Origin of the sequence: Nocardioides sp. (assembly GCF_025965415.1) — a bacterium.
In the GTDB taxonomy this organism is placed as follows: Bacteria; Actinomycetota; Actinomycetes; order Propionibacteriales; family Nocardioidaceae; genus Nocardioides.
This window is the reverse complement of record NZ_JAOPWY010000113.1, coordinates 23,772-49,476: the sequence shown is the minus strand read 5'-3', so window position 1 is coordinate 49,476 and position 25,705 is coordinate 23,772. Positions and strand designations below refer to the sequence as shown.

The following is a 25,705-nucleotide window of genomic DNA, read 5'->3' as shown; positions in this document are numbered from 1 at the left end:
CGGGCCCCCGTCAATTCCTTTGAGTTTTAGCCTTGCGGCCGTACTCCCCAGGCGGGGAACTTAATGCGTTAGCTGCGACACGGAGACCGTGGAATGGTCCCCACATCTAGTTCCCAACGTTTACGGCATGGACTACCAGGGTATCTAATCCTGTTCGCTCCCATGCTTTCGCTCCTCAGCGTCAGTTAATGCCCAGAGACCTGCCTTCGCCATCGGTGTTCCTCCTGATATCTGCGCATTCCACCGCTACACCAGGAATTCCACTCGCCCCTCCCGTACTCCAGCTGAGCAGTATCCGCCGACATTCCAGGGTTGAGCCCTGGACTTTCACAGCAGACTTACTCAGCCGCCTACACGCGCTTTACGCCCAATGATTCCGGACAACGCTCGCGCCCTACGTATTACCGCGGCTGCTGGCACGTAGTTAGCCGGCGCTTCTTCTGAAGGTACCGTCACTCCAAACCGCTATTCACGACCGAAGCTTCGTCCCAACTGAAAGCGGTTTACAACCCTAAGGCCTTCTTCCCGCACGCGGCGTTGCTGCATCACGCTTTCGCGCATTGTGCAAGATTCCCCACTGCTGCCTCCCGTAGGAGTCTGGGCCGTGTCTCAGTCCCAGTGTGGCTGATCGTCCTCTCAGACCAGCTAAGCATCGTCGCCTTGGTAAGCCGTTACCCCACCAACAAGCTAATGCTCCGCGGGCCCATCTCAATGCGGAAGCCGAAGCTACCTTTCCACCAAAGTGCACATCCGGTATTAGCCCGAATTTCTTCGGGTTGTCCCGGTCATTGAGGCAGGTGACCCACGTGTTACTCACCCGTTCGCGGCTCTGCCCCCGAGCAAGCTCGGGTTCGTCGCTCCACTTGCATGTGTTAAGCACGCCGCCAGCGTTCGTCCTGAGCCAGGATCAAACTCTCCATCGAAAACAAACCCCCACACCCACCAACCCAAAGGCCAGCACATGCAAGGAAAAGAGAGCCACATCCCCTGACAAAAAACAAAACTGACATCAACTGCAAAAGCAGCTGTTCAGAATCATTGTCAAAGAAACCGCGACACCAAACCAAAGCCTGATGTCAACGGGGCATAACAAACTAATTCGTCGACTAATCAAACACACTGTTGAGTTCTCAAGAATCAGACGCACCCGTTCCTCACCAGTTGGACTGGATCGGCCGCGGGGCAACCTGCAGAAACTTACCGGGCGCTGGGCCCACCGTCAAACTCGCGGGCTTCGTGCTTCGGTGGTCGGTGCCAGGTTTCCGCTTCATCTGACCTTCTGGCCAGGAGGCGGCGCCACTTGCAGCGACAAGAAGAACTGTAGACCCTCCCCCGAGGTGGTGACAAACCGGGGGCGGTCTGAACGCATACCCGCAGGTCAGCGGCCTGCGGAGCGCCGCGGAGCGGCCGGTCGGTAGGTGCTGACGGTGGGATCACCGCTCACCCAGAACCGCCAGGGCCGCTCCGCTGCCTGCCGGAGGCCGACGCGCGGACCGCTGCTGGTCCGCAGCGGTGCCTCGCCTGGCACGACCTCCGCCCGCACTCCGTTGTCGGCCAGGTCGATGCCGAGGGCACGGCACAGCCGGGCCGGACCACGCGCCAGGTCACGGTCCGAGCTCCCCGGACGTCGTCGGCGCGCGAGCTCGATCCCGTCCACCACCTCGCCGGCGCGCAGGAGCACGGCGCCGGGGTCGCCGGCGGGTCCCGTCACCAGGTTGGCGCAGTGGTGCATGCCGTAGACGAAGTAGACGTAGAGGTGCCCGGGCGCGCCGAACATCACCGTGTTGCGCTCCGTCCGCCCGCGGTGGGCGTGGGAACCCGGGTCCTCGGGACCGGCGTACGCCTCGACCTCCGTCAGGCGCACGGAGACGCCGCCATGGGTGAACACGGCGTTGAGCAACCGCGGCGCGACCTCGAGCGGGTCGCCCTCAGCCCAGTCGGCCACGGTGGTCGGCACTCCGGGCGCGCAGCTCGTCGAGCTGCTCGCGCACCCGCACCGGCGCCGTACCGCCCCGACCGGAGCGCGAGGCGACCGAGCCCTCGACGGTCAGCACGGAGCGCACCTCGGGCGTCAGGGACGGTGAGATCGCGGCCAGGTCGTCGTCGCTCAGGTCCGGCAGGTCGCACCCCAGCTCCTCGCAGCGGCGTACGCAGGCACCCGCCAGCTCGTGGGCGTCGCGGAACGGCACGCCCTCGCGCACCAGCCACTCGGCGACGTCGGTCGCGAGCGAGAAGCCCTGGGGGGCGAGCTCGGCCATCCGGTCGGCGTTGAAGGTCAAGGTGGCGACCATCCCGCTCACCGCGGGCAGGAGCACCTCGAGGGTCTCGACCGAGTCGAAGACCGGCTCCTTGTCCTCCTGGAGATCACGGTTGTAGGCCAGCGGGAGGCCCTTGAGCGTGGCCATCAGGCCCGCCAGGTTGCCGATCAGCCGGCCGGACTTGCCGCGTGCGAGCTCGGCGATGTCGGGGTTCTTCTTCTGCGGCATGATGCTCGACCCGGTCGACCAGGAGTCGTGCAGCCTCGCGAAGTCGAACTCCCGCGTCGTCCAGAGGATGACCTCCTCGGCCAGCCGCGAGAGGTCCACGCCGATCTGTGCGGTGACGAAGGCGAACTCCGCGGCGAAGTCGCGCGAGGCGGTGCCGTCGATGGAGTTGGCGGAGGACCCCGCGAAGCCGAGCTCGGCGGCCACGGCCTCCGGGTCCAGGCCGAGGGTCTGGCCGGCGAGCGCACCGGAGCCGTAGGGCGAGTCGGTCGCGACGCGAGCATCCCAGTCCCGCAGCCGCTCGACGTCGCGCAGCAGGGGCCAGGCGTGGGCGAGCAGGTGGTGCGAGAGCAGGACCGGTTGCGCGTGTTGGAGGTGCGTCCGGCCCGGCATGATCACCTCGAGGTGGTCGTCCGCCTGCCGTGCCAGGACGTCGACGAGGTCGAGCACCAGGCCCGCGACGGTGCGCGCGTGGTCGCGCAGGTAGACGCGGAACAGGGTCGCGACCTGGTCGTTGCGCGAGCGCCCGGCGCGCAGCCGGCCGCCGACCTCCGGTCCGACCTCGTCGAGCAGCAGCCGCTCCAGGGCACCGTGCACGTCCTCGTCCGACTCCGCCGGAAGCAGGTCGCCGGCGGAGTACCGCTCCCCCAGCGTCGTCAGGCCGCGCACCAGCTCGACGTGGTCGTCGTCGCTCAGGAGACCGGCGCGGTGCAGCGCGTTGGCGTGGGCGCGCGAGCCCGCGAGGTCGTACGGCGTCAGCTGCCAGTCGAAGTGCGTCGACCTCGAGAGGGCCTGGAGCTCGGGCGACGGCCCGCTCGCGAACCGCCCACCCCAGAGCGAGCCCTCGTTGGTCGTGCCGTGCTCGCCCATCAGTCGGTCCCGACGTCCAGTGCGGCGTGGTCGAGCGCCTCGTCGTCCAGCTCGTCGGCGCCGTTGCTTCGGGCGATGCGGTCCGCTCCCCCGGGCTCGATCTCGCCGAAGAGGTTGCCGTTCTCGACCAGGACGTGGCCCTGGTCCTGCGGCTGCGAGGCGTAGAGCTCGAGCTTGCTGCGCGAGTCGGCGATGTCGAGGTTGCGCATCGTCAGCTGGCCGATGCGGTCGGTCGGGCCGAAGACCGCGTTGTCGGTGCGCTCCATGGAGAGCTTGTCGGGGTGGTAGGAGAACGCCGGGCCGTGGGTGGCCAGCACCGTGTAGTCCTCGCCGCGGCGCAGTCGGAGCGTCACCTCGCCGGTGACGAGCGAGGCCACCCAGCGCTGGATCGCCTCGCGCATCATCAGCGCCTGCGGGTCGAGCCAACGGCCCTCGTAGAGCAACCGGCCGAGGCGACGGCCCTGGCTGTGGTAGCTCTCGATGGTGTCCTCGTTGTGCACCGCGTTGAGGAGTCGCTCGTAGGCGATCCACAGCAGCGCCATTCCGGGCGCCTCGTAGATGCCGCGCGACTTGGCCTCGATGATCCGGTTCTCGATCTGGTCGGACATGCCGAGCCCGTGGCGGCCACCGATCTCGTTGGCCTTCAGGACCAGCTGGACGGCATCGGGGAAGGACTGCGCGTTGATCGCCACCGGTCGGCCCTGGTCGAAGCGGATGGTGACGTCCTCGGTCGCGATCTCGACGGAGGGGTCCCAGAACTTCACGCCCATGATCGGCTCGACGGTCTCGAGCGACACGTCGAGCTGCTCGAGGGTCTTGGCCTCGTGGGTGGCGCCCCAGATGTTGGCGTCGGTCGAATAGGCCTTCTCCTTGCTGTCGCGGTAGGGCAGGTCGCGTTCGGTCAGCCACTGGCTCATCTCGTCGCGGCCGCCGAGCTCGTGGACGAAGTCGGCGTCGAGCCACGGCTTGTAGATGCGGAGCTCGGGGTTGGCGAGCAGGCCGTAGCGGTAGAACCGCTCGATGTCGTTGCCCTTGAAGGTCGAGCCGTCTCCCCAGATGTCGACGCCGTCCTCGTGCATGGCCCGGACCAGCATCGTCCCCGTCACGGCGCGACCCAGGGGCGTGGTGTTGAAGTACGTCCGGCCGCCGGAGCGGATGTGGAAGGCACCGCAGGCCATCGCGGCCAGGCCCTCCTCGACCAGCGACGCGCGGCAGTCGACCGCGCGCGCCAGCTCGGCGCCGTACTGCTTGGCGCGGGACGGCACGCCGGAGATGTCGGGCTCGTCGTACTGCCCGATGTCGGCGGTGTAGGTGCACGGGACCGCCCCCTTGGCGCGCATCCAGGCGACCGCCACCGAGGTGTCGAGGCCCCCGGAGAAGGCGATGCCGACGCGCTCGCCGACGGGAAGGGAGGTCAGGACCTTGCTCACAGGACGTCCTTTGCGGTGGTGGTGGTGGTGGCGGTGTGGTGGGGGTCGTTGGCCAGGTCGAGGAAGCGCTGCGCGAGGGCGTCGCCGCCCTGGGGGTCGCGCCCGATGACGAGGAGGGTGTCGTCGCCGGCGATGGTGCCGAGGATGTCACCCAGGTCGGCCTTGTCGAAGGCGCTGGCCAGGAACTGCGCCGCACCGGGAGGGGTGCGGAGCACGACGAGGTTGGCACTGGCCTCGGCGCTGACGAGCAGCTCGGCGCAGAGCCGAGCCAGTCGGTCGCGACCGGCCGAGCTCTCGCGGGGCGCCACGACCGAGCGGTCGCCGCCCTCCCCGGGCACGGCGTAGACGAGCGCGCCGTCGGCGCTGCGGACCTTGACCGCGTCGAGCTCGACGAGGTCGCGGCTGAGGGTGGCCTGCGTGACCTTGACGCCGTGGTCACCGAGCAGGTCGGCGAGCTCGGTCTGCGAGCGCACCGGGTGGGCGGTGACGATGTCGATGATCCGCTGGTGGCGGGCGCTCTTGGTGAGCGGGGTGACGGCGGTCATGACCGGTCCAGCAACCAGGTGAGGACCGCCTTCTGGGCGTGCCGCCGGTTCTCGGCCTCGTCCCTGACCACCGACTGCGGACCCTCGATCACGCCCTCGGAGATCTCCTTGCCGCGGTAGGCGGGCAGGCAGAGCATGACGATGGCGTCGGTGGCGGCGTGGGCGAGCAGCTCCTCGGTCACGCCGTACGGCGGGAAGACCCGCAGGCGGTCCTGGGACTCCTCCTCGCGGCCCATGCTCACCCAGGAGTCGGTGACCACGACGTCGGCGCCGGCAACTGCTTCCACCGCGTCGGTGGTGAGCTCGATGGAGCCGCCCGTGTCCTGGGCGATCTCCCGGGCGGTGGCGACCACGTCGGCGTCGGGGGTGAACCCGTCGGGGGCGCCGATGATGACGTGCAGGCCGGCCGAGGCGCCGGCGAGCACCCAGGAGTTGCCCATGTTGCAGGCGCCGTCGCCGACGAAGGCGGCGCGGACGCCGGCGAGCCGGCCCTTGTGCTCGCGCACGGTCTGGAGGTCGGCCAGGAGCTGGCAGGGGTGGAACTCGTCGGTGAGGGCGTTGAGCACGGGCACGCCGGCGTGGTCGGCCATGGTCACCACGTCGCTCTGGTGGGCCGTGCGCCACACGATCGCGGCGGCCTGCCGGCCGAGGACGCGGGCGACGTCCTCGACACCCTCGCGGGAGCCCATGGCGGCCAGGCCGCCGTCGACGGTCATCGGGTTGCCCCCGAGCTCGGCGATGCCGGCCGCGAAGGAGACCTGGGTGCGCAGCGTCGGGCGGTCGAACACCAGCGCCACGGTCCGGGGACCCGCCAGCGGCTTGTGGTCGTAGGGCTCAGCCTTCATGGTGTCGGCGAGGTCGAGGACCTCGATGAGCTCGGCCGGCGACAGGTCGTCGTCACGGAGGAAGTGGCGGGTCATGCGCTGGCCTCCTGGGCAGTGCGTCGGGCGACGTCGAGGATCGTGGGCAGGGACGCCTCCAGGGCGTCGAGGTCGTCGCTGGTGATGACCAGCGGGGGCACGAAGCGCAGGCGCGTGGGCCCGGTGGCGTTGAGGATGAAGCCCGCGTCGCGGGCCGCCGCCACCGCCTGCACGGCGTAGGTGCCGTCGAGCTCGAGGCCGCGCATGAGCCCGGCGCCGGTGACCTCGACGGCACCGACCTGCCGCGCGAGCAGGGCGGCGAGCTGGTCACCGCGCTCGGTCGTCGCGGCGAGGAGGCCGTCCGCCTCGATGGTGGCGAGGACGGCGAGCGCGGCCGCGGCGGCGACGGGGTTGCCACCGAAGGTGGTGCCGTGGTTGCCGGGCTGCAGCAGCGTGGCGGCCGCGCCGCGCGCGACCGTGGCACCGATCGGGATGCCGCCGCCGAGTCCCTTGGCGAGGGTCACGACGTCGGGGTCGACCCCCTCGGAGGGCCGGTGGGCGAACCAGGCGCCGGTGCGGCCGATGCCGGTCTGCACCTCGTCGAGCCAGAAGAGCGCGCCGTGGTCGCGGGCGATCGCCTGCGCGGCGGCCAGGTAGCCCGGGGCCGGGACCACCACCCCGGCCTCGCCCTGGATCGGCTCGAGCACGACAGCCGCGACCGTGTCGTCCACGGCAGCGGCGAGCGCGGCCGGGTCGTCGTACGGCACGAAGGTCACGTCGCCGGGAAGCGGCTCGAAGGGCTCGCGGTAGGCGGCCTTGGACGTCAGCGCGAGCGCACCCATGGTGCGGCCGTGGAACGAGCCCTCCGCGGCCACGATCCGGGTGCGGCCGGTGCGCCGGGTGAGCTTGAGCGCGGCCTCGTTGGCCTCGGCGCCCGAGTTGCTGAAGAACACGCGGCCGGTCTCCTCGCCCGACCAGCCCAGGAGCTCCAGGAGCCGCTCCGCGAGGGCGACCTGCGGCTCGGTGGCGAAGAAGTTGGAGACATGGCCCAGCGTGGAGAGCTGGGTGGTGACCGCCTCCACCAGGGCGGGGTGCGCGTGGCCGAGTGCGTTGACGGCGATGCCGGCCAGCAGGTCGACGTACTCCTTGCCGTCGGCGTCCCAGACGTGCGCGCCGCTGCCGCGGACGAGGGCGAGCGCGGGCGGGCCGAAGGTGTTCATGACCGCGCCGGCGTAGCGCTCCTGGATCGGGGCGCTCATGCGTCGTCCTCCGTCGGGTAGGGCTTGCGGAGCTTGGTCGGGACACCGGGCAGCACCTGGGTGCCGACACCCTCGTCGGTGAAGATCTCCAGCAGCACGGCGTGCGGCTCGCGCCCGTCGACCACGGTGGCGCGCGGCACGCCGCCGGTGACGGCCTCGTAGCAGGCCTGCATCTTGGGGATCATCCCTGCGTCGAGGGAGGGCAGCATGGCGCCGAGCGCCTCGGGGCTGATCTCCTGGATGAGGTCGTCGGAGTTGCCGTAGTCGCGGTAGAGCCCCTCGACATCGGTCAGGACCATGAGCTTCTCGGCGCCCAGGGCGATGGCGAGCGCGGCCGCGGCGGTGTCGGCGTTGACGTTGTGGACCACGCCGTTGACGTCGGGCGCGACCGAGCTGACGACGGGGATGCGGCCGGCCTCGATGAGGTCGAGGACCGCCTCCGGGCGCACCTTGGCGACCTCGCCGACCAGGCCGAGGTCGACCTCCTCGCCGTCGACGACGGTGTTGGTGGGCTCGGCGGTGAAGAGGCCGGCATCCTCGCCGGAGAGGCCGACGGCGAGCGCTCCGTGCTGGTTGATGAGCCCGACGAGCTCGCGCTGCACCTGGCCGACGAGCACCATCCGGACCACGTCCATGGCCTCGGGTGTGGTCACCCGGAGCCCGCCGCGGAACTCGGACTGGATGCCCAGCTTGTCGAGCATCCGGGAGATCTGCGGGCCGCCGCCGTGCACCACGACCGGCTTGAACCCCGCGAAGCGGAGGAACGCGATGTCCTCGGCGAAGGCGATCTTGAGGGACTCGTCGGTCATCGCGTTGCCGCCGTACTTCACCACGATCGTCTGGCCGTGGTAGCGCTTGAGCCACGGCAGGGCCGCCGCGAGGGTGCGCGCCTTGGCCGGGTCGGGACGGCCAGGGGTCGGGACGTCGGTGCTGGCTGCGTCGGTGCTGAGGGACTCTGTCATGAGCTGTAGGCGCTGTTCTCGTGGACGTAGGCGTGGGTGAGGTCGTTGGTCCAGACGGTCGCGCGGGCGTCGCCGGACTTGAGGTCGATGGTCACGCTGACCTCGCGCCCGGTGAGGTCGACGCCGGCCGGGTCCGCCGCGGGGGTCGACTCCTTGCAGACCCACACGCCGTTCATCGCGACGTCGAGGTCGGCGGGGTCGAACTGCGCGGACGTGGTGCCGATGCTCGCGAGCACGCGGCCCCAGTTGGGGTCGTTGCCGAAGACGGCGGCCTTGAAGAGGTTGCTGCGCGCCACGCTGCGACCGACCTCGACGGCCTCGTCCTCGGTGGCCGCGTGGAGCGTGGTGATCGCGATCTCGTGGTCGGCGCCCTCGGCGTCCTTGAGCAGCTGCATCGCGAGGTCGGTGCACGCCTGGGTCAGCGCCGCGGTGAAGTCCGCGGGCGTGGGCGTGATGCCGCTCGCCCCACTGGCCATGACGGTGACCGTGTCGTTGGTGGACATGCAGCCGTCGGAGTCGAGCCGGTCGAAGCTCACGCGGGTGGCGGCGCGGAGCGCGGTGTCCAGCTCGGCGGCGGGCACGACGGCGTCGGTCGTGATGACGACCAGCATCGTGGCCAGGGCCGGCGCAAGCATCCCGGCGCCCTTGGCCATGCCGCCGATCGACCAACCGGCCCCCTCGACGACCGTGTTCTTGCTGACGGAGTCGGTGGTCATGATCGCCTCGGAGGCCTCCACTCCCCCGTCGCTCGAGAGCGCGGCCGTGGCGGCGACAACGCCGGCCAGCAGGTCGTCGCGGTCGTTGGCGAGGCCGATGAGGCCGGTCGAGCACACGACGACGTCGATCGCGCCGATGCCGAGGCCCTCAGCGACCTTCTCGGCCACCGCGTGCGTGGTCTGGAAGCCCTCGGGGCCGGTGTAGCAGTTGGCGCCGCCGGAGTTGAGCACGACCGCGCGCACGGTGCCGTCCTTGACGACCTCCTGGCTCCACAGGACCGGGTTGGCCTTGCAGCGGTTGGCGGTGAAGACGGTGGCGGAGTCGTAGGTCGGCCCCTGGTTGACGACCAGGGCGAGGTCCTTGCCGCCGCTGGACTTGAGTCCGGCCGCGACGCCGGAGGCGGTGAAGCCGCGGGGGTGGGTGACTGACATCAGGGAGCGAGTCCGATCGTGGAGAGCCCGGTGGCCTCGTCGAGGCCCAGGGCGAGGTTCATGCACTGGACAGCGGCGCCGGCGGTGCCCTTGGCGAGGTTGTCGACCACGGCCACCGCCACCAGTCGTCGTACGAACTCGTCCACGGCGACCTGCACCTGCACGGCGTTGGACCCGAGCACGGACTGCGTCTGGGGCCACTGGCCCTCGGGGAGGAGGTGGACGAAGGGCTCGTCGCCGTACGACGCGGCGTAGGCGTCGCGGACGTCGGCCACGCTGACGCCGTCGAGCAGGGGCGCCTGGACTGTGGCGAGGATGCCGCGCGACATCGGCACCAGGAGCGGCGTGAAGCCGACCCGGACCGCGGACCCGTGCACGCCGCTGAGGTTCTGGACGATCTCGGGCGTGTGCCGGTGGGTGCCGCCGACGCCGTAGGCGCTGGCGTTGCCCATGACCTCGCTGCCGAGGAGGTGCGGCTTGGCGGCCTTGCCGGCGCCGCTGGTGCCGGACGCGGCGACGACCGTGACGTCCGGCTCGACGAGCCCGGCCGCGAGGGCGGGGACGATCGCGAGCGTCGACACGGTCGGGTAGCACCCGGGGACGGCGATGCGCCGCGCTCCCCGGAGCACGTCGCGCTGACCGGGCAGCTCGGGCAGGCCGTAGGGCCAGGACCCCGCGTGCTCGCCGCCGTAGAACGCCTCCCACTGCGCCGCGTCGAGGAGCCGGAAGTCGGCACCGCAGTCGATCACCACGGTGTCGTCGCCCAGCGCCTGCGCGATCGCGGCCGACTGGCCGTGGGGCAGGCCGAGGAACACCACGTCGTGGCCGGACAGGTGCTCCAGCGTCGTGTCGACGAGGACCCGGTCCGCCAGCGGGAGCAGGTGCGGCTGCAGGGCCCCGAGCCGCTCCCCCGCGTTGGAGCCGGCGGTCAGTGCCCCGATCTCGACGTCGGGGTGGCCGAGGAGCAGGCGCAGGACCTCGCCCCCGGCATACCCACTGGCTCCGGCGACGGCGACTGATACGGACATATGCATGACTATACATTGGGCTGCATGCCGCGCGTCATCGGGGTCGACATGGCGAGGCGTCGCGTCGTCGGTGGGCTCCCCTACGGTGCTGGGGTGACCCGACTCTCCCCTGAGACCTACCTGTCCCACCTCCGCTCGGAGTCCGCCCGGTTCCGCGAGGTGCTGTCCGGCTGCGATCCCGACGCACGGGTGCCGTCGTGCCCCGACTGGAGCGCCGCCGACCTGCTCTGGCACCTGGCGACCGTCCAGCGCTGGTGGGCCGAGGTGCTGTCCGCCCGCCCGGACCGGCCCGAGGAGATCGATCCGCCACGGCCCGAGGCGTACGACGAGCTGTTGACGACCTACGACGCGTGGTCCCGTCGTCTCGCCGACGTGCTGGAGGTCGCCGACCCCGCGGACGCGGCCTGGAACTGGTCCGACGACCACACCGTCGGCTTCATCCTCCGTCGTCAGGCGCACGAGGTCCTGGTGCACCGCGTCGACGCGGAGCTCACCGCCGGGATCTCCTCCGAGGTCGACCCTGCGCTCGCCGCCGACGGTGTCCACGAGGTGCTGGCCGTGATGTACGGCGGCTGCCCGCCGTGGGGGTCGTGGGAGCCGGGCGAGGGCCTCGTCCGAGTGGACGCCACCGACACCGGCGACGAGCTCTGGGTCAGGTTCGGCGTGTTCTCGGGCACCGACCCCGACAGCGGGACGACGTACGCCGACGAGGAGGACTTCCACGTCGTGGACGCGCCTGGCGACGACGTCGAGCCGGACGTGGTCGTCGACGGGCCGGCCGCCGCGCTGGACCTCTGGCTCTGGAGCCGCGGGGACGACGCAGAGGTCTCCGTGGCCGGCGACCAGGAGACCTACGCCCGGTTCCGGGCGATCGTGGGATCGCCGATCAACTGACCGCTCCTGGGACAGTGGAGCCGGACGCCGCTAGGTCCGGCGTCCCGCTCCACTGTCGCCACGGTCGGAGGTCAGCGCCGCACGGCCCCGGTCCGCTCGGCGGCCAGCGCCACCGCAGCGTCGCGCGCGGCGGCCGCCTCGCCCTCCTTCAGCGTCCGGTCGGGGGCGCGGAAGCGCAGTGCGTAGGCCAGCGACTTCTTGCCGTCGCCGACCTGGTCGCCGGTGTAGACGTCGAAGAGCCGGATCGACTCGAGCAGCTCGCCCGCACCCTCGCGCAGCGCCGCCTCGACGTCGGCCGCCGGCACGGTGTCGTCCACGACGAGGGCGACGTCCTCCTTGGCGACGGGGTACGACGAGAAGCTCGGGGCCTGGCGCAGGTGGATCGCGCGGTCGATGAGCACGTCGAGGTCGACCTCCGCCGCGACCGACCGCTTCGGCAGGCCGAAGGCCTGGCACACCGTCGGGTGCAGCTCACCCGCGTGCCCGATGACCTCGCCGTTCACCGACAGCTCGGCGCAGCGACCGGGGTGCCAGGGGGCGAGCTCGGCGGGTGACGCGGTGACCTCGAGGCCCAGCGCCGCGGCGACAGCGCGGACCGCGTCGACCGCGTCGGCCCACGAGACGGGACGGGCCTCGCCCCACCAGCCACCCGCCACGGCGTCGCCCGTCGCGACCACGGCGAGGTGCAGGGGCTGGGCCGGCAGGGCGGCGTCGAGCGCCGCGATCTCCTCGTCGGTCGGACGGCGGTCGACGGGCAGGATCGGCGCCGGCCCGGAGTGGCGCGGGAACGTGACCGTGGCAGTCTCGAAGATCGCCAGGTCGGTGATGCCGTGACCGACGTTCTTGCCGGCCGCCCGAAGCACGCCCGGCAGCAGCGTCGTGGTCATGAACGGCGCCTCGGCGCTCAGCGGGTTGGAGAGCCGGAGCAGGTCGCGGCGCGGGTCGTCGGCAGGCAGGCCGAGGGCGTCGAGGTCGGCCTCGCCGACGAACGGGAACGTCACCACCTCGACGTAGCCCTCGCCGGCGAGCGTGCGCCCGATCCTGCGGCGCAGCTGCTGCGACCGGGTCAGGCCGCGGCCCGAGGGCGGCGTCGGCAGCACCGAGGGCACCCGGTCGTAGCCGACGAGGCGGATGACCTCCTCGGAGAAGTCCTGCGCGTCGGTCAGGTCGGGGCGCCACGGCGGGGGCGTCACCGAGAGGGTGCCCGTGCCCGAGACCTCGCACCCGATCGCGCGCAGGCACTCGACGCTGCGCTCCTCGGTGATGGGCATGCCCGACACGCGGGCCGCGAGGTCGCCGGGGACCTCGACGAGCGGCATGGCCGGCGGCGTGCCGACCACGGTCACGCCGGGATCGGCCTGCCCGCCGCCGTGCTCGACCAGCAGCTCCACGACCCGGTCGGCCGCGGCCTCGCAGATCGTGGGGTCGACGCCGCGCTCGTTGCGCTTGCCGGCCTCGGAGGTGATCTTGTGGCGGCGTCCGGTGCGGAACATCGACACGGCGTCCCAGTGGGCCGCCTCCACGAGGACCGACGTCGTCGTCTCGGAGATCTCGGTGGTCTCGCCGCCCATCACGCCGCCGAGCCCGATGAGGCCCGAGTCGTCGGTGACGACGAGGTCGGCGGGGTCGAGCACGCGGTCGGTGCCGTCGAGGGTCCGCAGCCGCTCACCGGCGCGCGCACGACGTACGACGAGGGCGCCGCGCACCTTGTCGGCGTCGTAGCCGTGGATGGGGCGACCCGTCTCGAGCATGACGTAGTTGGTCACGTCGACCGCGAGCGAGATCGGCCGCATCCCCGCGGCGGTGATCCGCCGCACGATGAAGTCGGGCGTGGGCGCGGTGGGGTCGAAGCCGCTGACCGTGCGGGCCACGAAGACCGGGCAGCCCTCGGCGTCCTCGACCACGACCGGGTGGCCGTGGTCGTCGGCCGGCGGGGTGTCGCGCAGCGCCGGGTCGCGGAAGTTGCTCGCACCCTCCACCGACACCAGCACCTCGCGGGCGATGCCGCGCAGGGACAGGGCGTAGGCCCGGTCGGGGTTGATCTCGAACTCGAGGATCTCCTCGTCGAGGCCCAGCAGGGGGCGTGCGTCCTGGCCGGGCGTGCCGGCGTCCGGCGGCAGCACGAGGATGCCGTCGTGGTCCTCGCCGAGGCCCAGCTCGCGGACCGAGCAGATCATCCCGGCGGACAGGTGTCCGTAGGTCTTGCGGGCGCTGATCTCGAACCCGCCCGGAAGCACGCCGCCGGGCAGGACCGTGACGACGAGGTCGCCCGGCTTGAAGTTGTGGGCGCCGCAGACGATGCCCTGCGGCTCTCCGGTGCCGTTGGCGTCACCGACGTCGACGGTGCACCAGTTGATGGTCTTGCCGTTCTTCTGCGGCTCGGGCTCCATCGTGAGCACGCGACCGACGACCAGCGGTCCGGTGATGTCGCGCCCGGGGCTCTCGATCGCCTCGAGCTTGAGACCGGTCAGGGTCAGGCGGTCGGTCAGCTCGTGGGTCGTGGTGCCTGCGGGCACGTCGACGTAGTCGAGGATCCAGGACAGAGGTGCCTTCATGTCAGTGCTCCCCTCTCAGATCTCGGTGCCGAACGCACTGCTGAACCGGACGTCGCCCTCGAAGAGCGGACGCAGGTCCTCCAGGTTGTGCCGGAACATGAACGAACGGTCGATGCCCATCCCGAACGCGAAGCCGCTGTAGACCTCGGGGTCGACGCCGCAGGCGATCAGGACCCGCGGGTTGACCACCCCGCAGCCGCCCCACTCGATCCAGCCCTCGCCCCGGCAGGTGCGGCAGGACTCGGCATCGACGCCGCGGCAGACGAAGCAGCGCACGTCGACCTCGGCGGAGGGTTCGGTGAAGGGGAAGTACGACGGGCGGAAGCGCGTGGTGATGCCGTCGCCGAACAGCTGGGAGGCGAAGTGGTCGAGCGTTCCCTTGAGGTGGGCCATGGTGATGCCCTCGTCGACGACGAGCCCCTCGACCTGGTGGAACATCGGCGAGTGCGTGGCGTCGTACTCGTCGGTGCGGAAGACGCGTCCGGGACAGACGACGTAGATCGGGGGCGTGCGCGTCAGCATGGTGCGCGCCTGCACCGGCGAGGTCTGGGTGCGCAGCACGACGTGGTCGTCGGCCGGGTCGGTCCAGAAGGTGTCCTGCATCGTGCGCGCGGGGTGGTCGGGTCCGAGGTTGAGGGCGTCGAAGTTGAGCCACTCGGCCTCGACGACCGGCCCCTCGGCGACCTCGTAGCCCATCGCCACGAACAGGTCGGCGATGAGCTCGGACTGCATGGTCAGCGGATGGCGCCCACCGCGACGGCGTCGCGTCGTCGGCAGCGACACGTCGACGGTCTCCTCGGCGAGCATCCGCTCCTCGTGCTCGGCCTCGAGCACGACCTGGCGGGCCGCGACGGCCTGGTTGACGGCACCGCGGGCCTGGCCGACGCGCTGGCCGGCCTCCTTGCGTGCCTGCGGCGGAAGCGCGCCGATCTCGCGGTTGGCGAGGGCGATTGGCGAACGGTCGCCGGCGTGGTCGAGCCGGACCTGCTTGAGGGCCTCGAGGTCGGGGGCGTCGGCGACGGCGGCGAGGGCCGCGTCACGCATCGCCTCGACCTGGTCGGCCTTGAGCGGGGTCACTTCGACGGGGTCGTAGTCGGTGTTGGGGCCGGACATGGCTCCCTTTCGCGCGGCGGCAGCGGGTCGCCGCAGAGTCTAGAAGTGGATGAGCGTCGGGTCGGACGGGGACTCCCCGGACCCGGTGACGTCAGCTGCCCGACGGACCAGGTCCGGGGCGCAGAAATCGCAAGCTCGTGTCCACGAGGTCCACCCTACTCGGCGTAGGCGCTCCACACGCCAGCGCATTCGTCTCCGCGGCCGGTCGGTGGGCCCGGCAGGTCGATGCGCGCGAGCGCGTCCTCGGCGCGGGACCGCCCGAGATTCCAGGCCCGCGCGTCGTCCAGCACCTCGGGCCTCATCGAGCTGAGGGTCAGCGTCCTCAGGACGCACCCGGACACCTCCTCCGGCAGCCGCTCGACGATGGCGGGGGTCGCGTCGGCGGACAGGGTCTCGAGGTAGCGCAGGTCGAGCTGCCCGGTCGCGTCGTAGCGGTCGAGGTTGCGCTCCGCGACCCACGCGTCGGGGTTGATGGCGGCCAGACCGATCAGCGCCACGGCGCCCGAGACGAGGGCGATCCTCGGCAGCCACCGGCCGCGACCCAGGACTCCGGCCACGGCGATCGCCAGCACGACGAAGCCCAGCCAACCCTCGAAGACGTCGACGAACAGGCGCAGCGTGGTGAAGCCGTAGGCGTCCTGGTAGACGCTCATGCCGCGCAGGGCCGAGGCGACCACCAGCAGGGTGAGCACGCACAGCAGGCCCAGCGAGCCGAAGAGCCAGCGACGGTCCTCGCGGGTGTCGCCGGCGCGCCGGGACGCGACCCACACGACCAGCACGGTGAGCGCCGTGGCGAGTGTCAGCTGGCCGAAGCCCTGGTGCACGAAGTCGGCGTACGTCAGGCCGGTGGACGCCTCGATGTAGTCACGGCCGCCGACCAGCGCGCGGGCCTGCGCAGCGATGAAGGCGAGGAAGACCGCATCGACGACCAGGACCGGCACCAGCCACTCGAACCGGTTGGCCAGCGGAGCGGGGCGACGGCCGGACAGGACCTCCACGTCGGCGGGGTTGAGGGCGAGGTAGGCGGCGCCCAGCGTGGCCGCGAAGACGAAGCACCCGAGGAAGGCCCGGCCGACGAGGTCGTTGAAGGTCAGGTTGGGCACGAGCTGGTCGACCCACGACCCGAAGACGGGGTTGGCGCTGGCGAAGATCGCGCCGAAGACCCCGAGCCCCAGCAGCGACCACACGACCGTGCGGACGAGGGCGGGCGTGCGCGACCCGGTGCCGGCGATGCGCAGCGATCGTCCGAACCACGGCAGGCCGCGCAGCGAGGCCAGCGGCCAGGCGATGCCGGAGAGCACGATGCCCGGCATCGTGCGCGCGCCGGTGACGCCGCACAGGAACACGGCGGTCGCGGCGACGAGGCCGAGCATCTGGACCCACCAGGCGTCCAGGAGGGTCATCGGAAGGACGAGCAGGAGGGCGAGCGCGGAGCAAAGCAGCGTCCACGGCTCGCGACGGCGACGAGCCCGGAGCAGGGCCGCGGCGCCGCTGGTGACCGCGACGAGGGACCAGGTGACGCCGACCGCGGTGAAGGACAGCGCGACGGCGGCGACGAGGCCGGCGAGCGCGGCGGCGCCGACCGTCGCCAGCCCGGACGGCAGCCCGGTCTCCGGCCAGAACCGGCCGAGGAGGGCGTCGAGCCCCGGCTGCGGCCGGGTCGGTGCGCTCGCCGGGGCGGGCGCTGGGGCGGGCTGCGTGGTCGCGGTCATGGCGGGCTCCTGCGTCGGGGAAGGGACGAGCGGTGGTGAGGGAGCGAGAGCGGACGGCACCTCGAGGCGCAGGCGGGCGCCCGTGCTGTCCCGCGGATCGAGGAAGCGCAGGGTGCCGCCGTGGAGCTGGGCGACCCACCGGGCGACGGCGAGCCCGAGCCCGGTGCCGCCGGCGCCGTCGGTGCCGAAGCGCTCGAAGACCCGCTCCCGGTCGGCCGGCGCGACTCCCCCGCCCTCGTCGGTGACCTCGAGCCACCAGGAACCGTCGTCGTCGCCGCCTCCGACGATCCGCACCACCGTGTCGGTGGGCGCGTGCCGTCCGGCGTTGTCGAGGACGTTGACCAGCAGCTGCTGCAGGCGGGCCGGGTCGGCGTGCACGACCACCTCGTCGCCGACCGCGACCTCGAAGGCCCCGGGCCGCCCGGCCGACCCCAGCTGGGCGACCGACTCCTCGACGATCGCGCCCAGCGCGACCCGCTCGCGGTCCAGGTCGACCACGCCCGCCTCCAGCCGGGAGAGCTGGAGCAGGTCGCCGACCAGGCGCCCGAGCCGCTGGGCCTGGTCGAGGGCGGCGGCGAGGTGGGCGTCGTCGGGCTCCACCACGCCGTCGGCGAGGTTCTCGAGGAGCGCGGTCATCGCCGTCAGCGGCGTCCGCAGCTCGTGGGACACGGTCGCGATGAGGTCGCGGCGCTCGCGGTCGACGGTGGCCAGGTCCTCGGCCATCCGGTTGAAGGCGTCGGCGAGCTGGCCGACCTCGTCGGTGGAGGTGGTGCGGACACGGCCGGAGTAGTCGCCGCGCGCCATCGCCCGCGACACCTCGGTCATCCGCCGCAGCGGCGCCACCATGCCGGCGGCCAGCAACTGCGTGACGCCGAGCGCCAGCGCGACGCTGACCGGGAGCACGAGCAGCGGCGACACGTGCGCGGCGGAACCGAGCAGCGTCAGGAGCACGGCCGTCACCACGGACGCCGCGACCAGCAGACCGAGCCTGGTCTTGAGGCTGGACACCGCGTCGAGGGGGGCACTCACGCGGGGTCCCCGCGGAGGTGCGAGCGCAGCGAGCAGCTCCGTGGGGTGAGGATCACGGCAGCTCCTCCAGCGCGTAGCCGACGCCGTGCACGGTCCGGATCCGGGCCGCGCCGACCTTGGCGCGCAGCGCCTTGACGTGGCTGTCGACGGTCCGGGTCGCGCTGGTGCTCCCCCATGCGTCGCCCCAGTCCCACACCTCGCGCAGGAGCCGCTCGCGACTCAGCACCTGGCCGGCCTCCCGGGCCAGGCACAGGAGCAGGTCGAACTCGGTCGGGGTGAGGTGCACCGCCTCCCCCGCGACCGTCGTACGGCGGGTGCCGGGGTCGAGGCTCACCGCGCCCACGCCGAGGGCGGCGGGCCGCTCGGCGGCGAGGGCGGCGGCACGCTCGACCCGCCGCAGCAGGGCCGCGACGCGCGCGACCACCTCGCGCATGGAGAACGGCTTGGTGAGGTAGTCGTCCGCGCCGACACCCAGCCCGACCAGCACGTCGGCCTCGTCGTCGCGTGCCGTCAGCATGAGCACCGGCACCGGTCGCTGGGCCTGGATGCGGCGGCACACCTCGAGCCCGTCGAAGCCGGGGAGCATCACGTCGAGGAGGACCACGTCGGGCCGGACGGCGGCCGCGAGCTCGACGGCGGACGGGCCGTCGAAGGCCTGCTCGACGGTGTAGCCCTCGGCCCGGAGCCGCTGCGCGAGCGCGTCGTTGATGGTGCGCTCGTCCTCGACCACCAGGGCCGTCCTCGCTGTCATGCCCCGACCCTAGGAGCCCGACCGCGCGGGGGGTGGGGACGACTCGTGAAGGTTGTGTGGAGGTCGGGGTGGAGGTCAGTCGGGTCTGAGGTCCTCGCTGGGCCAGTCGACCATCACGCGGGCGCCGCCCCCGGGGGCGTCCTCGATCGTGACACGACCGCCGTGGGCGCGCGAGAGTCCTCCCACGATGTACATGCCCAGCCCGCTGCCACCGGACTCGCCGGTGGTCCAGAACTTGGTGAAGACCCGCCGCCTGAGCTCGAGGGGGATGCCGTCGCCCTCGTCGTCGACCGTGATGCGCACGCCGGGCAGCTCCGGGCGCGACACCAGCGTCACGCTCACCTGGCCCTGGCCGTGACGGATCGCGTTCTCGACGAGGTTGGTCACGACCTGGGTGAACTTGTCGGGGTCGGCGAAGACCTCGGGCAGGTCGTCCTCGACCTCGAGGGAGATGCTGCGGGCGGTGCCTGCCTCGATGTTGGCCACCAGGCGGCCGACCAGCACCTCGGCGGAGGACTCGCGCGGGTAGAGCTGCAGGCGGCCGGTGTCGATCCGGGCGACGTCGAGGAGCTCCGCGATGAGGCGGGCCAGCCGGTCGGCGTCGGCGTTGACCGTGGTCAGCATCAGCTTGCGCTGGTCGTCGCTCAGCTTGTCCCAGCGGTTGAGCAGGGCCTGCACGAACCCCTTCACGCCGGTGAGCGGCGAGCGCAGCTCGTGGGCCACCGTGGCGACGAGGTCGGAGCGCTCACGGTCCAGGAGCGCGCGGCCGCGCCCGCTGCGCAGCCCCACGGCGATGCCGAGGACCGGGCCGAGGGGATGCTCGCGCACGAGCCGTGCGGTGGTGAGCACCTCCTCGCCCGAGGCGTTGAGCCACGACTGCTCGGGCACGCCCCGCACGATCGCGAGCGACTCGAAGGGCCGGTTGACGCCCAGCCAGGTGCGGCCGTCCTGGTCGAGGAGCTTGAGCACCTCGCTCAGCGGCAGCCCGAGCGCGGCCTCGGCGTCGAGCCCGAGCAGTGCTGCGCCCTGGGCGTTGAGGATGGTGACCGCACCGTCGCGGGTGGCGCCCAGGATGCCGTCGGGGTAGTAGTCGGCGAGCGACCGCAGTCGGGTGGGGGTGCTGTCGACCCGCCTGCTCTCCCCTGACACGCAGGCCACCCTAGGGCAGAGCTAGCCGCGGGGCATGGGCTTCGGCCGTCGCAGCCCCGCGGCGCGCAGCGCGGCGACCAGGTCGCGCGACGACACGGGCACCGCGCCGGCAGCCACCATCGCGTCGTAGTGGTCCTCGGGGACGTCGTAGTGGTCGCGGTCCCAGCCCCTGGCCGGGATGCCGTGCGCGGCGGCGAACGCGTGCGCCTCGTCGTACGACGTGTCGCTGGCCAGGTGGGACCAGAGCCGGTCCCACCTGGCCACGGCCGGTGGATCGATGAGGATCATTGTCGAGGGAGGCTATCCGGTCGGTTCTCGCGAGGAACTCCTGGATCGGACCGGCAAGCTCGGCCGGGTGAGCTGGCACAGCGGTACGCCGGCGCGTGCCCGACCCCGTCCCGGGCGGGTGACCTCAGCCGCGCTGGGCGCGCGCGCTGGTGTAGAGGCAGACCGCGGCGGCGGTCGAGAGGTTGAGGCTCTCGGCCCGGCCGTGGATGGGGATGGCGACACGCTGGTCGGCGAGCGCGGCGAGCTCCTCGGGAAGTCCCCAGGCCTCGTTGCCGAAGAGCCACGCCGTCGGCACGCCGAGGTCGGCCTCGAAGAGGTCCACCTCGCCCGCACCATCGGCGGCCAGGACCCGCAGGCCCCTGGCCTGGGCGGCGCGCACCGCGGTGGCCGGGTCCGGCGCGATCGCGAACGGCAGGTGGAACAGGCTCCCGACCGTCGCCCGCACGGTCTTGGGGTTGTAGGGGTCCACCGACTGCCCGGCGAGGACGACGGCGTCCGCTCCGGCCGCGTCGGCCGTGCGGATGACGGTGCCGGCGTTGCCCGGGTCGCGGACGTCGGCGCAGATCACGAGCAGGCGCGGGGACGCGGTCACCACGTGCTCCAGCGGGGCGTCGAAGTGGCGGCACACCGCCACGACGCCGGCCGGGCTGACCGAGTCGGACATCGAGGCCATGGCCCGGTCGTCGACCGGGGTGACGTCGGTGCCGCCCAGCAGGACGGCGTACTGCTCGAGGGCAGCGGGCGTGGCGAAGACCTCGACCACGCAGCCCTCCACCGAGAGCGCGCCCTCGATGGCCTTCGGGCCGTCAGCGAGGAAGAGCCGTCGCTCGGTGCGGACCGAGCGACGGCTCAACTTGCGAGCCTCCTTGACGCGGCCATTCCCCACGGTGAGCGGAGTGCCTGCGGTCGGCGGAGTGCTCATGTGGTTCAGGCGGAGACCTTGGGCGCGTTGACGTCCTCGGGCAGCGCGGCCTTGGCGGCCTCGACGAGCACCGTGAAGGCCGGCGCGTCGTGGACGGCGAGCTCGGCCAGGATCTTGCGGTCGACCTCGATGCCCGCCAGGCCGAGGCCCTGGATGAAGCGGTTGTAGGTCATGCCGTTGGCGCGGGCAGCCGCGTTGATGCGCTGGATCCACAGCTTGCGGAAGTTGCCCTTGTTCTTGCGCCGGTCGTTGTAGCTGTAGACCAGGGAGTGGGTGACCTGCTCCTTGGCCTTGCGGTAGAGGCGCGAGCGCTGGCCGCGGTAACCGCTGGCCCGCTCGAGGGTGGTACGACGCTTCTTCTGGGCGTTCACTGCGCGCTTGACGCGTGCCATGGTGCTACTCCTTGTGCTGGGGAAGGTGGCTGGACCGCTAGGGAGCCACCCGGGGGAATGTGTGCTGGGTGAGGCTCAGATGCCGAGCATCTTCTTGACGCGCGAGACGTCGGCCTTCTCCAGCTCGACCATGCCGGCGTTGCGGCGGTGCTTCTTGCGGCTGCCCGTGGTGGGCGCGGACGCGAACGCAGCGCCGGACTTGCGGCCGGCCTGCAGACGCATGACCTTGCCCGAGCCGGTCACCTTGAAGCGCTTGCTGGTGCCCGAGTGGGTCTTGTTCTTCGGCATGTCTGCCTCTACTTCCTTCTGCGTGCTTGGTTCGGGTGGTGTGGTCAGGGCGTCGCCGCGACCTGCTCGAGCGAGGCCTTCGCCTCGCTCGGGACTCGCTCTCAGGCCTCGATCTCAGGATCCAGGTTCTCGGAGCGACGGCGCTCCTTCTTCTGTGCGACCGGGCCGGCGAGGTGGGCGGCCTCGCGCTCCGCGTCTTCCTCGGCCTGGCGGTCGGCACGCGCCTGCGCCTTGGTGGCACGGGCGGCGTCGGCGTCGATCTTGGCGTCGGCCTTCTTCTTGTGCGGGCCGAGCACCATGATCATGTTGCGGCCGTCCTGCTTGGGCGAGGACTCGACGAAGCCGAGCTCCTCGACGTCCTCGGCGAGGCGCTGGAGCAGGCGGAAGCCCAGCTCGGGGCGGTGCTGCTCACGGCCGCGGAACATGATGGTGATCTTCACCTTGTCGCCCGCACCCAGGAACCGCACGACGTGACCCTTCTTGGTCTCGTAGTCGTGCTGGTCGATCTTGGGACGAAGCTTCATCTCCTTGATGATCACGTTCGTCTGGTTGCGGCGGGACTCGCGAGCCTTCTGGGCGTTCTCGTACTTGAACTTGCCGTAGTCCATGAGCTTGCAGACCGGGGGGCGTCCCTGCGGGGCGATCTCGACGAGGTCGAGGTCGGCCTCCTGGGCCAGCTTGAGTGCCTGGTCGGTCGGCACGATCCCAACGGTCTCGCCGTTGGGTCCGACGAGCCGGACCTCGGGTACGCGGATCCGCTCGTTGATGCGCAGCTCGGTGCTGATGGGTCCTCCAGTGGTTCGGGTGGGTGGGAACCCTCGCTGCTCTCCGCCCCGCCCTGGTGAGGTCGGGTGCGGAGATGAACAATGGCTCCCGCTTGAGCCAAGCGGAAGCCAGTCACGACACGTCTCCCCTCTCGGGAAGTGCGGTGTCATACAAGGTGTCACTGGGGACCGGGACCCGACGATCTGTGGTGCTGGGCGATCGGTGCGGGTGGGAGACGGGTGGTGCTGCCTCCGCTTGGCGGGATCGGTGGCACTCGCAGGTCTCGGGTGAGGCTGCTCATGTCACTGATCGGTCAACACCGAAGGTTAGCCGATCATTCCGGTGAGGGGCCAATCCAGCCGTGCCCCTCCCCCACGGACACCAGCCGCCAGCCGGCCGCCAGCCGGGTGAGGTCGTCGCCGTCGACGACGTACGACGCGGGGCCGGCGAGGTCGACGAGGAGCGCCTCGGCGCCGTCCTGCACCGCGGCCGTGGCGGCCGTGGCCGCGGTGACCGGCACCGGACGGGCCTCGGGGTCCCAGCGCGCCATGGTCTCGACGCAGGTGAAGGCGAGCAGCCCCGTGCTGCCGTCGGCGGCCTGCACGAGGACGGCGGCCATGTCGGAGGACTTGTCGTGGGCGAGGCCCTGCTCGTCGAGCTCGACCTCCCCGAGGACGGCCACGACGGGCACCAGCAGGCGGGCGTCCTGGAGCACCGCCAGCACGGCCCCGGACGACGTCGTCCCCGCGTGGTGGTCGGCGAGCACCTGACGGACCCGCGGGTCGACCCCGCCGCTGTCGTCGGCGAAGCCCGGGTCCGGGATGGTCCGGGCCAAGGGGTCGGTCTCGTGGGGCTGCACCCCGTCATTGTCCCGGAGACGTGGAGGGCTGTGGGACTCTGGGGCCGTGGAAGGGACTACCTGGGCAGCAATGACGGCCGCGCTCACCGTGGCGGGAGCCATCTGGACGTGGATCGCGTTCCGGCGTCGCGGGGCGGCCAACGGCCTGCGCGCGCTCGGGTTCACCCTGCTCCCGGCAGCCGCATGGCTGACCGGGACGCTCGAGATGGTCGTCGAGATCGCCGGGTCGGTCACCGACTGGGCCACCGGCCTGGTCTTCGACATCTTCACCTGGGCCGGCGTCGGCCTCGCAGGACTGTCCGTCGTGCTGTGGGTCGTCAGCGGCATCATCCGGGACCGGCAGCTCGCCCGGGGCCAGGCGGCGGGCGGCACGACGTCCGGCTCCTCCGGGCCGGCTGCCGCACCCAAGGGCCGCGACGCCCTGCCCCCGGCCGGGTCCTCCGGGCGGGGCGGCTCACCGATCGATGACGAGATGGCCGACATCGAGGCGCTGCTGAGGAAGCGCGGCATCCAGTGAGCCATGAGTTCGTCGACCGCAACCGCCTGTGGTCGAGGTTCAACGCCGCCATCGCTTCGCTCCCCGAGCCGCCCGCCACGCCGATCGCGGTGGTCGACCTGGACGCGTTCGACGCCAACGCCGCCGACCTCGTGCGGCGCGCCGGCGGCAAGCCGATCCGGGTGGCCTCGAAGTCGCTGCGGGTCCCGGCCCTGGTCGAGCGGGCGCTCGCGACGGAGGGCTTCGCCGGCGTCCTGGGCTACACCCTCGCGGAGGCGCTGTGGCTGCACGAGACCGGCGTCAGCGACGACATCGTCGTGGCCTACCCGACGGTGGACGCCGCGGCGCTGCGCCGGCTGACCTCCTCCCCCGCGGCCGCCGCGGCGATCACGCTCATGGTCGACGACCCCGCCCACCTGTATGCCGTGGACGCCGCCCGCGACACCTTCGAGGTGCCGGTCCGGGTCGCGCTCGACCTCGACGCCGGGCTGCGCCTCGGCGGCCAGCACATCGGCCCCAAGCGCTCCCCGCTGTTCGACACCGCCGACGTGGTGGCCCTGGCCCGGTGCGTCGTGGCGCGCGACGGCTTCGAGCTCGTCGGGGTGATGACCTACGAGGGGCAGGTGGCGGGCGTCCCGGACGACGTACCGGACCAGCGCACCAAGTCCCTGCTCGTACGCCGTCTCAAGCAGGCCTCGATGGCCCAGCTCGAGGTGCGGCGCCGCGAGATCGCCGAGGCCCTCGCGCGGGTGACCGACCTGGAGTTCTGGAACGGCGGCGGGTCGGGGTCCGTCGAGGCGACGGCCGCGGACGCCGCGGTCACCGAGGTCGCCGCCGGGTCGGGGCTGCTCGTCCCCGGGATCTTCGACCACTACGCGTCGTTCGAGCCGCGCCCGGCCGCCTTCTTCGGGCTGCGCGTGACGCGCAAGCCCACCCCGGCGATGGCGACCGTCCACGGCGGCGGGCTGGTGGCCAGCGGCGCCACGGGTGCGGACCGCCTCCCGATCCCCTGGGCGCCGCCCGGCCTGCACCTCACCGGGCTCGAGGGCGCCGGCGAGGTCCAGACCCCGCTCACCGGGCACCCCGCCGCGCTGCTGGGCATCGGCGACCTCGTCTGGTTCCGCCACGCCAAGTCCGGCGAGCTGTTCGAGCACGTCCGCCACGTGCACCTGGTCCGCGGCGAGTCCGTCACCGAGGTGGTGCCGTCCTACCGCGGCATCGACCGTGCCTTCTGACCCGTACGACGTCGCGCGGGAGGTCGCCGACCGGGTGCTGTCGGCTCCGCCGACCCTCGGCCCCGGGCGGCTCGTGTGCATCGACGGACCGGCCGGGTCGGGCAAGACCACGCTGGCCGCAGGGCTGGAGGACGTCGTACCGGGTGCGCGGGTGGTGCACTGCGACGAGCTCCTCCACGGCTGGCGGGGCCTCCCCGGCATGGCGGCCACCGTGGCGGCGCTGCTCACCCCACTCGCGTCCGGGCGTGCCGGCGAGTGGCGGCGGTGGGACTGGCTGGCGGACGCGTGGGCCGAGACGCACCGCGTCGCTCCGGGCGGGCTGCTCGTGCTCGAGGGGGTCGGCAGCTGGTCGCCCGCGATCTCCGAGCTGGTCGGGGTGCTGGTGTGGGTCGAGGCGGACCCCGACCTCCGCCTCGACCGAGGTCTCGCCCGCGACGGCGAGCGGATGCGCCCCCAGTGGGAGCAGTGGCGCCACGACGAGGACGCCCTCTTCGAGCGACTCGACACCCGGAGCCACGCCCAGGTGCTGGTGGACACGACCGACCCCGACCAGGCCGGCGCCTCCTCCAGCGTGTAGACGTCCGGTCGGTGGACCTGCTCGCGGCCGGAGCCGGTGGGCGGGCGGCCTCGATGCGCGTCATCCGGCGTGAGGTCGCGGGCGTGAATCGCGTG

General features: G+C 72.0%; 24 protein-coding genes and 1 rRNA gene. 4 read left to right on the top strand and 21 right to left on the bottom strand.

Features of this window, described 5'->3' with window-relative positions:
* From JWN97_RS12025 to argC, 10 genes are all read right to left on the bottom strand, one after another.
* Positions 1–923, bottom strand: a 16S ribosomal RNA gene (locus JWN97_RS12025); the annotation flags it as partial.
* A gap of 455 nt (positions 924–1,378) precedes the next feature.
* Entirely contained in the window at positions 1,379–1,945 is a 567-nt protein-coding gene (locus JWN97_RS12020; RefSeq protein ID WP_297622801.1) for a DNA-3-methyladenine glycosylase, read from the bottom strand.
* Positions 1,929–3,353 carry an argininosuccinate lyase gene (gene argH, locus JWN97_RS12015; protein WP_297622799.1) on the bottom strand — a complete coding sequence of 475 codons (1,425 nt, stop codon included), beginning with the start codon at positions 3,351–3,353 and terminating at the stop codon, positions 1,929–1,931. Before argH ends, JWN97_RS12020 begins: the two co-directional genes overlap by 17 nt.
* The gene (gene argG, locus JWN97_RS12010) at positions 3,353–4,783 is read right to left on the bottom strand and encodes an argininosuccinate synthase (RefSeq protein ID WP_297622797.1); all 1,431 of its coding nucleotides are present in this window, start codon (positions 4,781–4,783) and stop codon (positions 3,353–3,355) included. Before argG ends, argH begins: the two co-directional genes overlap by 1 nt.
* Complete coding sequence (locus JWN97_RS12005) at positions 4,780–5,328, bottom strand: arginine repressor (protein ID WP_297622795.1); 549 nt, start codon at positions 5,326–5,328, stop codon at positions 4,780–4,782. The genes argG and JWN97_RS12005 overlap by 4 nt, the downstream gene beginning before the upstream one ends.
* Positions 5,325–6,248 (bottom strand): ornithine carbamoyltransferase, encoded by a 924-nt coding sequence (gene argF, locus JWN97_RS12000; protein WP_297622793.1) that lies wholly within the window; start codon positions 6,246–6,248, stop codon positions 5,325–5,327. The genes JWN97_RS12005 and argF overlap by 4 nt, the downstream gene beginning before the upstream one ends.
* Positions 6,245–7,447 (bottom strand): acetylornithine transaminase, encoded by a 1,203-nt coding sequence (locus JWN97_RS11995; protein ID WP_297622791.1) that lies wholly within the window; start codon positions 7,445–7,447, stop codon positions 6,245–6,247. Before JWN97_RS11995 ends, argF begins: the two co-directional genes overlap by 4 nt.
* Positions 7,444–8,409 carry an acetylglutamate kinase gene (gene argB, locus JWN97_RS11990; protein WP_297622789.1) on the bottom strand — a complete coding sequence of 322 codons (966 nt, stop codon included), beginning with the start codon at positions 8,407–8,409 and terminating at the stop codon, positions 7,444–7,446. Before argB ends, JWN97_RS11995 begins: the two co-directional genes overlap by 4 nt.
* Entirely contained in the window at positions 8,406–9,557 is a 1,152-nt protein-coding gene (gene argJ, locus JWN97_RS11985; protein WP_297622787.1) for a bifunctional glutamate N-acetyltransferase/amino-acid acetyltransferase ArgJ, read from the bottom strand. Before argJ ends, argB begins: the two co-directional genes overlap by 4 nt.
* Entirely contained in the window at positions 9,557–10,585 is a 1,029-nt protein-coding gene (gene argC, locus JWN97_RS11980) for an N-acetyl-gamma-glutamyl-phosphate reductase (protein ID WP_363321286.1), read from the bottom strand. The genes argJ and argC overlap by 1 nt, the downstream gene beginning before the upstream one ends.
* A gap of 24 nt (positions 10,586–10,609) precedes the next feature.
* Between argC and JWN97_RS11975 the strand changes: the two genes are divergently transcribed.
* Positions 10,610–11,479, top strand: a complete 870-nt coding sequence (locus JWN97_RS11975; RefSeq protein ID WP_297622783.1) for a maleylpyruvate isomerase family mycothiol-dependent enzyme — start codon at positions 10,610–10,612, stop codon at positions 11,477–11,479.
* A gap of 71 nt (positions 11,480–11,550) precedes the next feature.
* On the opposite strand, the gene pheT is transcribed toward JWN97_RS11975, so the two are convergent.
* The 11 genes from pheT to JWN97_RS11920 form a co-directional block, all read right to left on the bottom strand.
* Positions 11,551–14,034, bottom strand: a complete 2,484-nt coding sequence (gene pheT, locus JWN97_RS11970) for a phenylalanine--tRNA ligase subunit beta (RefSeq protein WP_297622781.1) — start codon at positions 14,032–14,034, stop codon at positions 11,551–11,553.
* Between the two features lie 15 nt (positions 14,035–14,049).
* A complete protein-coding gene (gene pheS / locus JWN97_RS11965) occupies positions 14,050–15,147 on the bottom strand; it encodes a phenylalanine--tRNA ligase subunit alpha (protein WP_297622779.1) in 1,098 nt (365 codons plus the stop codon).
* Between the two features lie 155 nt (positions 15,148–15,302).
* The gene (locus tag JWN97_RS11960) at positions 15,303–17,888 is read right to left on the bottom strand and encodes a DUF4153 domain-containing protein (RefSeq protein ID WP_297622777.1); all 2,586 of its coding nucleotides are present in this window, start codon (positions 17,886–17,888) and stop codon (positions 15,303–15,305) included.
* Between the two features lie 52 nt (positions 17,889–17,940).
* A complete protein-coding gene (locus JWN97_RS11955) occupies positions 17,941–18,639 on the bottom strand; it encodes a response regulator transcription factor (protein WP_297622775.1) in 699 nt (232 codons plus the stop codon).
* Positions 18,640–18,714: 75 nt separating this feature from the next.
* Complete coding sequence (locus JWN97_RS11950) at positions 18,715–19,788, bottom strand: PAS domain-containing sensor histidine kinase (RefSeq protein WP_297622773.1); 1,074 nt, start codon at positions 19,786–19,788, stop codon at positions 18,715–18,717.
* 21 nt (positions 19,789–19,809) lie between these two features.
* On the bottom strand, positions 19,810–20,076 hold the full coding sequence (locus JWN97_RS11945; protein WP_297622772.1) for a DUF4031 domain-containing protein: 267 nt from the start codon (positions 20,074–20,076) through the stop codon (positions 19,810–19,812).
* A 124-nt stretch (positions 20,077–20,200) separates the two neighbouring features.
* Positions 20,201–20,929: an RNA methyltransferase gene (locus tag JWN97_RS11940; protein ID WP_297622770.1), complete on the bottom strand. Its 729-nt coding sequence runs from the start codon at positions 20,927–20,929 to the stop codon at positions 20,201–20,203.
* Positions 20,930–21,003: 74 nt separating this feature from the next.
* Entirely contained in the window at positions 21,004–21,390 is a 387-nt protein-coding gene (rplT, locus tag JWN97_RS11935; RefSeq protein WP_297622768.1) for a 50S ribosomal protein L20, read from the bottom strand.
* Between the two features lie 75 nt (positions 21,391–21,465).
* A complete protein-coding gene (locus JWN97_RS11930; RefSeq protein WP_297622766.1) occupies positions 21,466–21,678 on the bottom strand; it encodes a 50S ribosomal protein L35 in 213 nt (70 codons plus the stop codon).
* 101 nt (positions 21,679–21,779) lie between these two features.
* Positions 21,780–22,445, bottom strand: coding sequence for a translation initiation factor IF-3 (infC, locus tag JWN97_RS11925; RefSeq protein WP_363321287.1), 666 nt, complete (start codon positions 22,443–22,445; stop codon positions 21,780–21,782).
* Between the two features lie 332 nt (positions 22,446–22,777).
* Positions 22,778–23,302, bottom strand: a complete 525-nt coding sequence (locus JWN97_RS11920; protein ID WP_297622764.1) for an SseB family protein — start codon at positions 23,300–23,302, stop codon at positions 22,778–22,780.
* A 46-nt stretch (positions 23,303–23,348) separates the two neighbouring features.
* Between JWN97_RS11920 and JWN97_RS11915 the strand changes: the two genes are divergently transcribed.
* Genes JWN97_RS11915 through JWN97_RS11905 form a run of 3 tightly spaced genes read left to right on the top strand, consistent with a single transcriptional unit; the run spans position 23,349 to position 25,610 of the window.
* Positions 23,349–23,819, top strand: coding sequence for a hypothetical protein (locus JWN97_RS11915; protein WP_297622762.1), 471 nt, complete (start codon positions 23,349–23,351; stop codon positions 23,817–23,819).
* Positions 23,816–25,033, top strand: a complete 1,218-nt coding sequence (locus JWN97_RS11910) for an amino acid deaminase/aldolase (protein ID WP_297622760.1) — start codon at positions 23,816–23,818, stop codon at positions 25,031–25,033. The genes JWN97_RS11915 and JWN97_RS11910 overlap by 4 nt, the downstream gene beginning before the upstream one ends.
* Positions 25,023–25,610: a 4-amino-4-deoxy-L-arabinose transferase gene (locus tag JWN97_RS11905; protein ID WP_297622758.1), complete on the top strand. Its 588-nt coding sequence runs from the start codon at positions 25,023–25,025 to the stop codon at positions 25,608–25,610. Before JWN97_RS11910 ends, JWN97_RS11905 begins: the two co-directional genes overlap by 11 nt.
* Positions 25,611–25,705 lie beyond the last annotated feature (95 nt).